Here is a 13,901-nt window from a genome sequence, read left to right as displayed (position 1 = left end):
ACATGCGTTGTTAAGGTAATGAACGTGTTAATTCTGAGAAATTGTTCCGTTCACTTTGCGTTTATCGCCACTCTGCAGCACCAATATTTGTGAACGTGTTAAGGGTGCTATCGCTGCACCCTTAACAATCCCGGCTCCTGGCGGGAAAATTGTTGCTGCGCAATACCCTCCGCTTATTCCTTCAGGCTACCGGGCCGGGCGCGAGGTAGCGTCCCTGCAAAACGCGCCCTGAGCCAGCATTCATGCTGGCTCTCCCGGCCTTACGGAAACACGTCGGCAATTTTCAGCCGGACCAGCCCACACCTGATCATCGCCGCCGTTTTTTCAAACAGCGAAACAGAAACACCTGAAATTAAGAGAGTTGAAGCGATACCCTCGGTCCGGCTGAAAATTGATGAGGCGTTGACGGCTGACCGGGGTCGTCCGCAGGGATGCGGACGGAGGGGATGGCCTGCAGGGATGCAGGCTCGGCCCCGACCCGAAAGGCAGACGGAATAAGACGAATGAATCGCATAGCGACGATTTTCCCGCCGGGAGCCCGGGTTGCAAGGGTGGTGGCGGTGAGCCACCCTTGTACGTTCACGTAAATAGCGATATCAGAGTAGCAATGAACATAAGGTGAACGTAACCCTGTTCAAAGATAAAATATTCTCCTTGCATGATTCACTTGCAGTCATTATGACCATTCCTGTGGCTTGTACTTCTCGCTGGTAGCGCTATCCGGTACACTGCATCTTGTCATTTACATTCATGCTGAAGGATATCCTCATGTACCAGGATCTTATTCGTAACGAACTGAGCGAAGCGGCGGAAACGCTGGCTAATTTTCTTAAAGATGACGCCAATATTCACGCCATTCAGCGCGCGGCGGTCCTGTTGGCAGACAGCTTTAAAGCGGGCGGTAAGGTGCTTTCTTGCGGTAACGGCGGTTCCCATTGCGACGCGATGCACTTTGCCGAAGAGCTGACCGGACGCTATCGTGAAAACCGTCCTGGTTACCCTGCTATCGCTATCTCTGACGTCAGCCATATCTCCTGCGTCAGCAACGATTTTGGTTACGATTATGTGTTCTCTCGCTACGTAGAAGCCGTGGGTCGTGAAGGTGATGTCCTGCTAGGCATCTCGACTTCGGGTAATTCCGGTAACGTAATTAAAGCGATTGCCGCAGCGCGTGAGAAAGGGATGAAAGTGATCACCCTGACCGGTAAAGATGGCGGAAAAATGGCGGGCAGCGCGGATATCGAAATTCGTGTGCCGCACTTTGGCTACGCTGACCGTATTCAGGAAATTCATATCAAAGTGATCCATATTCTGATCCAGCTGATCGAAAAAGAGATGGTTAAACCATAAGAAGACGATTGCCGGATGGTGGCTGAAGCCTCATCCGGCCTACATGAGCGCCACGTAGGCCTGATAAGCGCAGCGCCATCAGGCAGTTCACGGTTTTAAGGTAGGTGATGTATGTGCGAACTGCTCGGGATGAGCGCCAATGTGCCAACCGATATCTGCTTTAGCTTCACCGGGCTGGTTCAGCGCGGCGGAGGGACCGGGCCGCACAAAGACGGCTGGGGTATTACGTTTTATGAAGGTAAGGGCTGCCGTACGTTTAAAGATCCGCAACCCAGCTTTAATTCGCCTATCGCCAAACTGGTACAAGACTACCCCATCAAATCCTGTTCCGTGATTGCCCATATTCGTCAGGCGAACCGTGGCGAAGTGGCGTTGGAAAATACCCATCCCTTTACCCGCGAATTGTGGGGACGCAACTGGACCTATGCTCATAATGGACAGCTCAGTGGCTATAAATCGCTGGAAACCGGAAATTTCCGCCCGGTCGGGGAAACCGACAGCGAAAAAGCTTTCTGCTGGCTGCTCCACAAGCTGACGGAGCGTTATCCGCGCACGCCTGGCAATATGACGGCAGTGTTTAAATACATCGCGATGCTGGCAGGAGAACTGCGGGAGAAGGGCGTCTTCAACATGTTGTTGTCTGACGGACGCTATGTGATGGCCTTCTGTTCGACCAACTTGTTTTGGATCACGCGTCGTGCGCCGTTTGGCGTGGCGACATTGCTGGATCAGGATGTGGAAATCGATTTTAGTTCAGAGACCACACCCAATGATGTGGTCACCGTGATTGCCACTCAACCGTTAACCGGCAATGAAACCTGGCAAAAGATTATGCCAGGCGAGTGGGCATTATTTTGTCTCGGGGAGCGTGTAGTTTGATGCCAGTTGCGGCTGAACCACTTCGTGACTCAACGGCTTGCTGACGACGTAACGACCATCGATGACGGAGACGGTCGGTGGTTTACGTGTTTGTTCAAAGTAATCGTATCCCGGCTTTAACTGGGCCCAGAAATCTTTGTAATACGAGAACTTATGGCGCTGCATGTTGGCATCGGTCATGCGGAACGGGTAAATGCTAACCTGTACGCTGGACTGCCCGAACACCAGAGCACCTGTCACAAACTGGAAAATCTCATCAATGCCGTTGTCGGTCATTGCGTAGCAGCCGACGGAAACACAGGCACCGTGGATCATCAGGTACTTACCTTCATAACCGTGTGCGCGGTCGTAGGCATTAGGGAAACCAATGTTAATCGCTTTATAGAAGCGACTATCTGGTTTCAGCTGTCCACGCTGAACGCTGTAAAACCCTTCCGGACTTTTGAAATCACCCTGACGCTGCTTCGGACCTAAGCCACCAGAATAATTACAGATCTTATAACTGTCGAGCAACTGATACTGTTCGCCCATCTTGACGTACAGATCCAAGGTTCGCTCTTCTTTGAAGATCTGGATATAAACGGGGGAGCCCATTAATTGCTGCTTATATTCTTTGCTGACAGGCGTAGTCGGGCTGCTGCTGCTCAGCAAACCGGCAAATGAAACGCACGGCAATAAAAGCATCGCAAGAAAAAATGCGATTTTACGCATACTGCTTATTCCTTGATAAAACGATCACACACGCCAGGACGGCAAAAAGAATCCCCAAATCGGATAAATCTGGATCTGGAGCGCTCACATTAGCACCAAGAGAGTTTTTCGCAAGTCTCTCGTGCGGCGTTTACACTTTAGTTTTTCTTTATACGGAAAATTGCGCTTAAAGGCAGTCAGACACTGGCGTATTTTGCTGGTTACTGCGCTTCATTGGGTCTTAATCGTGCTGGATGGATAATGGGTCAGGAACGGCCCAGCATTAGGTACAACCAGACTTCTCACAACATAAAAATACTGTATACTTAAACAGTGATGTGGGAGACAAACGATGCGTAAAATCATACATGTCGATATGGACTGCTTTTTCGCGGCGGTGGAAATGCGCGACAACCCCGCCCTGCGTGATATTCCCATTGCTATTGGCGGCAGTCGAGAACGTCGGGGGGTCATCAGCACGGCCAATTACCCGGCGCGCAAATTTGGCGTGCGTAGCGCAATGCCAACTGGAATGGCATTAAAGCTGTGTCCGCATCTCACTTTATTACCTGGTCGTTACGAGGCCTATAAAGAAGCCTCCCGCCAGATTCAGGCTATTTTCTCCCGCTATACCTCGCTGATAGAACCACTTTCGCTGGATGAAGCCTATCTGGATGTGACCGACAGCACCCACTGCCACGGCTCAGCTACGCTGATCGCTCAGGAAATCCGCCAGACAATTTTTAACGAGTTACAGTTAACCGCCTCTGCCGGAATTGCGCCGGTAAAATTTCTGGCAAAAATAGCTTCCGATCTCAACAAACCCAATGGGCAATATGTGATTACCCCTGCCGATGTTCCTGAATTTCTCAGAACATTGCCGTTAGGCAAAATTCCCGGCGTTGGCAAAGTCTCCGCCGCTAAGCTGGAATCAATGGGATTACGTACCTGCGAAGATGTTCAAAAATACGACCTGGCAATGCTGCTCAAACGCTTCGGCAAGTTTGGTCGTGTGCTGTGGGAGCGCAGTCAGGGGATTGACGAACGGGACGTCAACAACGACAGGCTGCGTAAATCCGTCGGCGTGGAGCGTACGCTGGCGGAAGATATTCACGAGTGGTCGGAGTGTGAGGCGATAATTGAACGGCTCTATCCTGAGCTGGAACGGCGTCTGGCAAAGGTAAAGCCGGATCTGCTGATCGCTCGCCAGGGGATAAAACTCAAGTTTAATGATTTTCAGCAGACTACGCAGGAGCACGTCTGGCCGCGCTTAAATAAAGATGACTTAATTACGACAGCGCGCAAGACCTGGGACGAGCGTAGGGGAGGGCGAGGTGTCAGGCTGGTGGGGTTACACGTCACGCTGCTGGATCCACAAATGGAAAGACAGCTACTGTTGGGGCTGTGATTCAGAACAATTGCCGGATGTCGGCGTAAACGCCTTATCCGGCCTACAAACCAGCGTGCAGGCCAGATGGCTACGTAACAACTTTATCCGGCCTACAAATCAGCATGTAGGCCAGATAAACGTAGCGTCATCCGGCATTTAGCGCAGAATCTTACTTCGCCGGAATAGACTTCAGCAGTTCAGTCAGCAGCGTCCAGTAATGGCCGACGCTTTCGATATGAACCTGCTCATCCGGGGAGTGCGGACCGGTGATAGTTGGCCCGATGGAAACCATGTCCATATCTGGATACGGTTTCTTGAACAGACCACATTCCAGACCAGCGTGGATGATCTGGATATTCGGCGTTTTGTTGAACAGACGCTGATAGGTTTCACGAACCAGGTGCATAACCGGAGAGTTAGCATCCGGCTGCCAGCCTGGGTATCCGCCTTTTGCCTGGGTTTTCGCGCCAGCCAGTTTACCCAGTGAATCCAGCATGCTCACCACGTAGTCTTTACCGCTGTCGATCAGGGAACGGATCAGGCAGTGAATTTCAACGTTGTCGTCAGTCATGGTGACAACGCCGACGTTCAGAGAGGTCTCTACCACGCCTTTGGCGACGTCAGAGTTGCGGATTACGCCGTTCGGGGTGGCGTTCAGCAGACGCACAAAGCTGTCGCGAGACTGAGCGGTCAGCGCGGCTTTGTCTTGAGTTACGGCATCCAGCAGCAGAGCCAGGTTCTTCTCTTTGGCTTCCAGTTCGTTTTTCAGGATTTCCTGATAGGTGTTGACCAGCGCTTTTAACGCATCAACTTTATCTGCAGCCACGGCGAGGGTGGCAAAGGCTTCACGCGGAATCGCGTTACGCAGCGTACCGCCGTTGAAATCAACCAGACGCAGATCCAGCTCTTCAGCGTGGCCCGCCAGGAAGCGTACCAGCAGTTTGTTCGCGTTACCGAGACCCACGTGGATTTCGCCGCCGGAGTGACCGCCTTTCAGGCCTTTTAACGTCAGCTTAAAGCTCTGGAATCCAGCCGGGATTGCTTCACGGGACAGCGGCAGGTTAGAGGTAAAGTCGATACCGCCTGCGCAACCCATGTAGATCTCACCTTCTTCTTCTGAGTCGGTGTTGATCAGGATATCTGCCTGCAGCCAGTTAGCCTGCAGACCAAACGCGCCATCCATACCCGCTTCTTCGGTCATGGTCAGCAGCACTTCCAGCGGACCGTGTACTACGCTGTCATCAGCCAGAACGGCCAGCGCAGACGCCATACCGATGCCGTTATCCGCACCCAGCGTAGTGCCACGGGCTTTCACCCATTCGCCGTCAATATAAGGCTGGATAGGATCTTTAGTGAAGTCATGCACGGTGTCGTTGTTTTTCTGCGGGACCATATCCAGGTGCGCCTGCAGAACGACCGGCTTGCGGTTTTCCATGCCTGCGGTAGCGGGTTTGCGAATCAGGATATTACCGACTTGATCGCGCTCGACGTGGAAACCTTTCTCTTGGGCCCAGCTCAGAATGTGTTCAGCGAGCTGCTCTTCATGATAGGACGGATGAGGAATAGAACAGATTTTGGCAAAAATATCCCATAGCGGTTGCGGGGATAATTGAGACAGTTCAGACACGTTGAGTCTCCTTGGCGATGTCCTACAAAACTTGCTTGCAGGCCACGGGGTTAGCAGAATTAAAAACACCACAAGTCAGGCTTGCGCGATGCGATTGAGAATACCACTTTCTCCGCTGACGGCTAGCATAAAGCATGCAAAAAGAGGCGCGGATTCCGCGAAACACTGGTTTTTAGTGCGTCAGATCTCTATAATCTCGCGCAACCTATTTCCCCCTCGAACACTTTTTAAGCCGTAGATAAACAGGCTGGGACACTTCACATGAGCGAAAAATACGTCGTCACCTGGGACATGTTGCAGATCCATGCGCGTAAACTGGCAAGCCGCCTGATGCCTTCTGAACAATGGAAAGGCATTATTGCCGTTAGCCGTGGTGGTCTAGTGCCGGGCGCATTGCTGGCGCGTGAATTGGGTATTCGTCATGTCGATACCGTATGCATCTCCAGCTACGATCACGACAACCAGCGCGAACTGAAAGTGCTGAAGCGTGCCGAAGGCGACGGTGAAGGTTTCATCGTAATCGATGACCTGGTTGACACCGGAGGTACCGCCGTTGCGATCCGCGAAATGTATCCTAAAGCGCATTTCGTCACTATCTTCGCTAAGCCGGCTGGTCGCCCGCTGGTGAATGATTATGTTGTTGATATCCCTCAGGATACCTGGATTGAGCAGCCGTGGGATATGGGCGTAGTGTTCGTCCCGCCGATCTCTGGCCGCTAATCTAAAAAGTTTTCAACGCCTGGCAACTGCCGGGCGTTGTTCTTTTTGTGCTGTGTCAGGTTACACTATGCCTTAGTGAGTACTCATGGAGGCTGCAATCATGTCACAGGCTAACCTCAGCGAAGTCCTGTTTAAACCCCGCTTCAAACACCCTGAAACGTCAACACTGGTTCGTCGTTTTAATCACGGCGCGCAGCCGTCCGTACAATCTGCCCTGGATGGCAAAACCATTCCGCACTGGTATCGCATGGTGAATCGCCTGATGTGGATCTGGCGCGGCGTCGACCCGCGTGAAATCCTTGAGGTGCAGGCACGTATCGTGATGAGCGAAGCCGAGCGTACAGATAAAGAACTCTACGATACGGTTATCGGCTATCGCGGTGGGAACTGGATCTATGAGTGGGCGAAGCAGGCGATGGACTGGCAACAGAAAGCGTCTATGGAAGAGGATCCGCAGGTGAGCGGACGCCACTGGCTGCATGCGTCTACGTTGTACAACATTGCCGCTTACCCACACCTGAAAGGCGATGAGCTGGCAGAGCAGGCACAGGCTTTGGCGAATCGCGCCTATGAAGAGGCCGCACAGCGATTGCCGGGCACGCTGCGTGAGATGGAGTTTCCCGTCGCTGGCGGTGCGCCGATCACCGGCTTCTTACATATGCCAAAAGGTGACGGTCCGTTCCCGACGGTGCTGATGTGTGGTGGCCTCGATTCCATGCAAACGGATTACTACACCCTGTATGAGCGCTATTTTGCCCCACGGGGTATAGCCATGCTGACGCTGGACATGCCGTCGGTTGGGTTCTCGTCAAAATGGAAACTGACTCAGGATTCCAGCCTGCTGCATCAGCATGTATTAAAAGCGCTGCCTAATGTTCCCTGGGTGGATCACACCCGCGTGGCAGCCTTCGGTTTCCGCTTTGGCGCTAACGTAGCGGTACGTCTGGCGTATCTGGAATCATCGCGCCTGAAGGCGGTGGCCTGTCTGGGGCCAGTGGTTCATGCGTTGCTTAGCGACCCGCAGCGTCAGGCGAGCGTCCCGGAAATGTACCTTGATGTACTGGCTAGCCGCCTGGGGATGCACGACGCCTCCGATGAAGCGCTGCGCGTTGAGCTTAATCGCTATTCATTAAAAGTGCAGGGCCTGCTGGGGCGACGCTGCCCGACGCCAATGCTCTCGGGATTCTGGAAGAACGATCCGTTTAGCCCGGAAGAAGAGTCACGTTTAATCACATCTTCATCTTCAGACGGTAAGCTACTGGAGATCCCCTTCAACCCGGTGTATCGCAATTTTGACAAAGGGTTGCAGGAAATAACCGGTTGGATCAATCAGAGATTGTGTTAAAAGTTTGCTAAATTTTAGCGATTTGGTAAAACAGGTGCTTCACCTAAGGAGATCGTAATGACGTTACCGAGTGGGCATCCGAAAAGTAGATTGATCAAGAAATTCACCGCGCTTGGCCCGTATATCCGGGAAGGGCAGTGCGAAGATAATCGATTTTTTTTCGATTGTCTGGCTGTTTGCGTCAACGTGAAACCCGCCCCTGAGAAACGCGAGTTCTGGGGCTGGTGGATGGAACTGGAGGCGCAGGAAAAACGTTTCACATACAGCTATCAGTTTGGTTTGTTTGATAAAGACGGTAACTGGACGGCGGTGCCGGTGAAAGAGACTGAAGTGGTAGAGCGACTGGAATACACCTTACGTGAATTCCATGAAAAATTACGTGGCTTGTTGACGACGCTGAATCTGGCGCTGGAACCTGCTGACGACTTTAAGGATGAACCGGTTAAGTTAACGGCATAATGAACAGTAAAATGCCGGATGGCGGCGCAACCCCATCCGGCATTTTTTTATGCTATACCCTAAATAATTCGAGTTGCAGGAAGGCGGCGACGCAGCGAATCCCCAGGAGCGTACATAAGTACGTGACTGGGGTGAGCGAGGAAAGCCAACGCACATGCAGCTTGAAATATGACGGGTATAATTAGAACTGGTAGACCATACCGACAGCAACGATGTCATCATCGTTGATGCCCAGTTTATTATCGCTATCCAGCTGGTTGATTTTATAGTCAACAAACGCGGACATATTTTTGTTGAAAAAATACGTTGCGCCCACGTCGATATAATTCACCAGGTCTTCATTGCCGACGCCTTCAATATCTTTCCCTTTAGAAAGCACATAACCCAGTGACGGACGCAGACCAAAGTCAAACTGGTACTGAACAACCGCTTCGAAGTTCTGTGTTTTATTGGCGAAGCCGCCGGAAATTGGCGTCATATTGCGTGTTTCAGAATAGAACGTCGCAATATAAATATCGTTAGCATCATATTTTAAGCCGGTTGCCCAGGCTTCAGCTTTATCACCCGTACCGCGAGTTTGCAGATTCTGCTGGTTGGTACGATCGGAGTTGGTATAAGCGCCGCTCACCGCGAAATCGCTGCCGCCAAAGTCATAGGTAACAGAAGTACCAAAACCGTCGCCGTTCTGTTTTTTCACATCGCGATCCTGGTTTTTACCCTGGTATTGCAGGGTCAGATCCAGGCCATCCACGACGCCGAAGAAGTCGGTGTTACGGTAAGTTGCCAGACCGCTGGCGCGTTTGGTCATAAAGTTATCGGTCTGTGCGGAGGAGTCGCCACCAAATTCCGGGAACATATCGGTCCAGGCTTCCACGTCATACAGCGCGCCCAGGTTACGACCATAATCAAACGAGCCAAAATCTTTTAATTTCACACCAGCGAAGGCCAGACGTGTTTTTTGTTGGTTAGAGTCGCTTTCAGCTTTATTGCCGGCAAACTCTGCTTCCCAACGACCATAACCGGTTAGTTGATCGTTAATTTGCGTTTCACCTTTAAAACCTAAACGGATATAGCTTTGGTCACCATCTTTGCTGTCATAATCCGTCATGTAATGCATGGCTTTTACTTTGCCGTACAAATCCAGCTTATTGCCGTTCTTGTTATACACTTCCGCTGCCTGTACGGATGCCGACGCAACAATTCCCATCACCACTAATGCCAGAGTGCTCTTTTTCATTTTCATTCCTGATTAAAAGTACGCGCTAATATTCACTGGGTGTGATCCCCGTTAAAAGACAGGAGGGTTTTTAACGTCTGGCAATGAACGTTTTATGACAAAGTAAGAATATTTTTAAAAAAGGATGTTTTTTTGTTTCTGTAATAAATGCGTCAAAATCTGCCGCTACGCTTGCTGATCCTGCGCAATAAAATTTCATGCTTTGTGCGCTGGTTGTTGGCAACCGGGGCCAGTCCTGCTAAAACGTTCGTTTGATATCATTTTCCCCAATTTTGAATGGCAGAGAATCATGAGTGACAGCCAGACGCTGGTGGTAAAACTTGGCACCAGTGTGTTAACGGGCGGATCCCGCCGCCTGAACCGCGCCCACATCGTAGAACTGGTTCGCCAGTGCGCGCAGCTCCATGCCGCAGGGCATCGTATTGTTATCGTTACCTCTGGTGCGATTGCCGCCGGACGTGAGCATCTTGGTTACCCGGAGCTCCCGGCAACGATAGCTTCGAAACAGCTGTTGGCGGCGGTCGGGCAGAGCCGACTGATTCAACTGTGGGAACAGCTGTTCTCGATTTACGGTATTCATATCGGGCAGATGCTGCTGACGCGTGCAGATATGGAAGACAGAGAGCGCTTCCTCAACGCCCGCGATACGCTCCGCGCGCTGCTGGATAACAACATTGTTCCTGTCATTAATGAGAATGACGCCGTAGCGACCGCCGAGATTAAAGTCGGCGATAACGACAACCTCTCCGCGCTGGCGGCAATTCTGGCTGGAGCCGATAAGCTGCTGCTGTTGACCGATCAGCAGGGGCTGTTCACCGCCGATCCACGCACCAACCCGCAGGCTGAGCTGATTAAAGACGTGCACGGCATTGATGATGCGCTGCGCGCCATTGCCGGGGATAGCGTCTCAGGTCTGGGAACCGGCGGCATGGGCACAAAACTGCAGGCCGCCGATGTCGCATGCCGCGCCGGGATTGACACCATTATTGCCGCAGGCAGCAAGCCGGGCGTGATTGGCGACGTGATGGAAGGCGTTTCCGTTGGGACGCGTTTTCATGCTCAAGCCTCTCCGCTGGAGAACCGTAAACGCTGGATCTTCGGCGCTCCGCCTGCCGGAGAGATTACCGTCGATGAGGGCGCGACCGCAGCAATTCTGGAACGCGGCAGCTCATTACTGCCAAAAGGCATTAAAAGCGTGACAGGTAACTTTTCTCGTGGTGAAGTGATCCGTATCTGCAATCTTGAAGGGCGCGATATTGCCCACGGCGTCACCCGCTATAACAGTGACGCGCTGCGCCGTATTGCCGGACACCACTCACAACAGATCGACACCATCCTGGGCTATGAATACGGTCCGGTTGCTGTCCATCGCGACGACATGATCACCCGTTAAGGAACAGGCATATGCTGGAACAAATGGGCATTGCTGCCAAAGCCGCGTCATACAAGCTGGCGCTGCTCTCCAGTCGCGAAAAAAATCGCGTACTGGAAACCATTGCTGATGAGCTGGAAGCGCAAACGGAAAGCATCCTCAGCGCGAACGTACAAGATGTTGAGCAGGCGCGAGCCAACGGCCTGAGCGAAGCGATGCTTGACCGCCTGGCGCTGACGCCGGCGCGTCTGAAAGCGATTGCTGACGATGTGCGCCAGGTCTGTAATCTTGCCGACCCGGTAGGGCAGGTGATTGACGGCGGCCTGCTGGATAGCGGTCTGCGTCTGGAGCGTCGTCGCGTCCCGCTGGGCGTGATTGGCGTGATTTATGAAGCGCGTCCAAACGTCACCGTTGATGTTGCCTCACTGTGCCTGAAAACCGGCAATGCGGTGATTCTGCGCGGTGGGAAAGAGACCTACCGGACCAACGCCGCCACCGTGGCGGTTATCCAAAAGGCGCTGGAAGCCTGCGGTTTACCCGCGGCTGCCGTACAGTCAATTGATAACCCGGACCGCGCGTTGGTCGCTGAAATGCTGCGGATGGATAAGTACATCGATATGCTGATCCCTCGCGGTGGCGCGGGTCTGCATAAGCTGTGCCGTGAGCAGTCGACGATCCCGGTCATCACCGGCGGTATTGGCGTATGCCATATTTATGTTGATGATACCGCGGAGATCGCCCCGGCCCTGAAGATTATCGTTAACGCCAAAACCCAGCGTCCAAGCACCTGTAACACTGTAGAAACTCTGCTGGTGCATCAGGATATTGCTGAGCGTTTCCTGCCTGCGTTAAGCCAAAAGATGGCGGATAGCGGTGTTACGCTGCACGGTGATGAAATTGTGATGCAGGTTCTGCATGGCCCTGCCAAACTGGTGCCACTAAAACCGGAAGAGCTGGATAACGAGTTTCTGTCTCTGGATCTGAACGTTGTGGTGGTCGAAAATATGGATGGTGCTATCGCCCATATTCGCGAACACGGTACCCAGCACTCGGACGCCATACTGACGCGCACGCTCAGCAACGCCAACCGTTTCGTGAATGAAGTGGACTCTTCTGCCGTGTATGTAAACGCCTCTACTCGTTTTACCGATGGCGGCCAGTTCGGACTGGGTGCGGAAGTGGCGGTGAGCACGCAAAAACTGCACGCACGTGGCCCAATGGGACTGGAAGCACTGACCACATATAAGTGGGTTGGCTTCGGTGACGACACGATTCGTGCGTAAATGAAACTGGGTGATGTAATAATAGCCATCTGATTTAAAAAGCTATTAAGGCATCACCCAGTTAATTCTAATCTTCACCCCGCTGCCGCATTTTTTATCCTGCGTTTTTAACATCATCCGCACCCGTCTGGTTCTGACCTATGCATTCTCTGGCGCCAGGAAGGCTGCGGATCACAGAATTTTCCCTGCCTGCATGAATTTTCCTGGTCTTCGTTTCACGTATTGTTCCCATGGCCCGATCTATTAGAATCAATCTCATTTTTATGAGGAGTTGTTGCGTGAAATCGGATATTCACAAACTAAGCATTCCTGTTGTGCCGCTTGGCAACCCGTTTCCTCCCCGTCATTGTTCGCTGTGCCCAAAGGGAGCGGCGATTGATCGTGATAATCAATACAAATTAATAGACAAAAGAAGGCGGTTTAAAGCTGGGGAGATACTCGCTCGGCAGGATGAAACCGCGGATATGCTTTTTGTTATCCATGAGGGGTACTGCAAGTCCAGCGTGGAATGTGGCGATAACGTTTTTATCAGCCGCTTTTATGTTCCGGGAGATATCATGGCGCTGGATGCTGTCGAAGGGGGGAAGTACCTGACAACGATTAAGGCGGCAACGGCTGCGGAAGTTTGCCACATTGATATTGCGCGGTTGTTCAAGGTAGCAGAGAAGGAGCCTTCGGTTGCTGCCGCAGTCATCAAGTTTCTCTGCAGGGATAATGGATTCATTGTTGAAAAACTGCGGCGCTATGCGAATAAACATGCTGAGGCCAGGATCGCGGCTTTCCTGGTGGAATTTTACGAGATGCATTTGCGCATCGGCAGGCCAGAAACGACGCTTCGCTTGCCATTTTCTCGCGAGGAAATTGCCAGTTATCTCGATCTTAAAATTGAAACCGTTAGCCGCTCATTAAAATCTCTTGAACAGCAGAATTTGATTACCTTACATAGGGTACGTACCGTAACAATTAATAGTTATCTTGGTTTAAAACGTTTTATCTAATTTTCTATTTAACGATAATCATTATCTCTCCTGATAAGCCAGGAATATTCATTTTATATGGAAAATTCCTGGTTTTAATTTTGTCAAATAATTATCAATTAGAATGTAGTTTCTGTAGGTGAATGATTTTTTTATAAGAATATTCCCTCGCAAATGGATATATCATGAGAATTTTCTTGCGGCGTTAAAAATTTAGCATAATTGCAACAAATAATAAGCATTATAGAGAAACTATGGAGGTGTTAATTATCTTTATGTTTTGTAAGGGTTTTGCTCTCGTGGTGTTTGTATGATCTTTTTGATATTTATCAAAAACATAAAAAAGATGAATTGTTTGATTTGTCCTATTTATTTGGGTGATAGTTCTGAGTCATGGTGTTATTTAAGTAAATTAAACTTAGGAAACTTCTTATATTATCGTTTTAGTGGGAAAATTCTTAGTCTTTTTGTAATTTTTGCGTTTCAGGGTTTGTTGAGATGTTACTTAATTCAAATGATAATTTTTGGGCGCGGCAATTCTGGCTCGCAATTAATGGAACCGCTGGAGTGAC

General features: G+C 51.1%; 12 protein-coding genes. 9 read left to right on the top strand and 3 right to left on the bottom strand.

Features of this window, described 5'->3' with window-relative positions:
* Positions 1 to 768 precede the first annotated feature (768 nt).
* Both lpcA and OGY13_RS02435 read left to right on the top strand, forming a co-directional pair.
* On the top strand, positions 769 to 1,350 hold the full coding sequence (gene lpcA, locus OGY13_RS02440) for a D-sedoheptulose 7-phosphate isomerase (protein ID WP_003031390.1): 582 nt from the start codon (positions 769 to 771) through the stop codon (positions 1,348 to 1,350).
* Positions 1,351 to 1,461: 111 nt separating this feature from the next.
* Complete coding sequence (locus OGY13_RS02435; RefSeq protein WP_003031388.1) at positions 1,462 to 2,229, top strand: class II glutamine amidotransferase; 768 nt, start codon at positions 1,462 to 1,464, stop codon at positions 2,227 to 2,229.
* Here the strand turns inward: OGY13_RS02435 and dpaA are convergent.
* Positions 2,200 to 2,940, bottom strand: coding sequence for a peptidoglycan meso-diaminopimelic acid protein amidase (dpaA, locus tag OGY13_RS02430; protein ID WP_167820216.1), 741 nt, complete (start codon positions 2,938 to 2,940; stop codon positions 2,200 to 2,202). The genes OGY13_RS02435 and dpaA overlap by 30 nt on opposite strands.
* 331 nt (positions 2,941 to 3,271) lie before the next feature.
* Here dpaA and dinB point away from each other — a divergent pair, with 331 nt between their 5' ends.
* Positions 3,272 to 4,327, top strand: a complete 1,056-nt coding sequence (dinB, locus tag OGY13_RS02425; RefSeq protein ID WP_003830824.1) for a DNA polymerase IV — start codon at positions 3,272 to 3,274, stop codon at positions 4,325 to 4,327.
* 151 nt (positions 4,328 to 4,478) lie between these two features.
* Here the strand turns inward: dinB and pepD are convergent, their stop codons facing one another.
* The gene (pepD, locus tag OGY13_RS02420) at positions 4,479 to 5,936 is read right to left on the bottom strand and encodes a cytosol nonspecific dipeptidase (RefSeq protein ID WP_008783788.1); all 1,458 of its coding nucleotides are present in this window, start codon (positions 5,934 to 5,936) and stop codon (positions 4,479 to 4,481) included.
* 261 nt (positions 5,937 to 6,197) lie between these two features.
* On the opposite strand from pepD, the gene gpt reads away from it, so the two are divergent.
* From gpt to crl, 3 genes are all read left to right on the top strand, one after another.
* Positions 6,198 to 6,656 (top strand): xanthine phosphoribosyltransferase, encoded by a 459-nt coding sequence (gene gpt / locus OGY13_RS02415; protein WP_003031380.1) that lies wholly within the window; start codon positions 6,198 to 6,200, stop codon positions 6,654 to 6,656.
* Positions 6,657 to 6,756: 100 nt separating this feature from the next.
* On the top strand, positions 6,757 to 8,001 hold the full coding sequence (gene frsA / locus OGY13_RS02410; protein WP_048214870.1) for an esterase FrsA: 1,245 nt from the start codon (positions 6,757 to 6,759) through the stop codon (positions 7,999 to 8,001).
* Positions 8,002 to 8,058: 57 nt separating this feature from the next.
* On the top strand, positions 8,059 to 8,460 hold the full coding sequence (crl, locus tag OGY13_RS02405) for a sigma factor-binding protein Crl (RefSeq protein WP_008783790.1): 402 nt from the start codon (positions 8,059 to 8,061) through the stop codon (positions 8,458 to 8,460).
* Between the two features lie 181 nt (positions 8,461 to 8,641).
* Here the strand turns inward: crl and phoE are convergent, their stop codons facing one another.
* Positions 8,642 to 9,697: a phosphoporin PhoE gene (gene phoE, locus OGY13_RS02400; RefSeq protein ID WP_153687913.1), complete on the bottom strand. Its 1,056-nt coding sequence runs from the start codon at positions 9,695 to 9,697 to the stop codon at positions 8,642 to 8,644.
* A 289-nt stretch (positions 9,698 to 9,986) separates the two neighbouring features.
* Between phoE and proB the strand changes: the two genes are divergently transcribed.
* The 3 genes from proB to OGY13_RS02385 all read left to right on the top strand — a co-directional run bounded on the left by proB (position 9,987) and on the right by OGY13_RS02385 (position 13,350).
* Complete coding sequence (gene proB, locus OGY13_RS02395) at positions 9,987 to 11,090, top strand: glutamate 5-kinase (protein WP_003031373.1); 1,104 nt, start codon at positions 9,987 to 9,989, stop codon at positions 11,088 to 11,090.
* An 11-nt stretch (positions 11,091 to 11,101) separates the two neighbouring features.
* Positions 11,102 to 12,352 (top strand): glutamate-5-semialdehyde dehydrogenase, encoded by a 1,251-nt coding sequence (proA, locus tag OGY13_RS02390; RefSeq protein ID WP_048236044.1) that lies wholly within the window; start codon positions 11,102 to 11,104, stop codon positions 12,350 to 12,352.
* Between the two features lie 278 nt (positions 12,353 to 12,630).
* Positions 12,631 to 13,350, top strand: coding sequence for a Crp/Fnr family transcriptional regulator (locus OGY13_RS02385; RefSeq protein ID WP_213752980.1), 720 nt, complete (start codon positions 12,631 to 12,633; stop codon positions 13,348 to 13,350).
* Positions 13,351 to 13,901: the final 551 nt, after the last annotated feature.

The sequence above is a fragment of the Citrobacter sp. Cpo045 genome (assembly GCF_030332875.1).
In the GTDB taxonomy this organism is placed as follows: domain Bacteria; phylum Pseudomonadota; class Gammaproteobacteria; order Enterobacterales; family Enterobacteriaceae; genus Citrobacter; species Citrobacter portucalensis.
The sequence above is the reverse complement of the archived record's forward strand: the minus strand, read 5'-3'. Positions and strand labels throughout refer to the sequence as shown.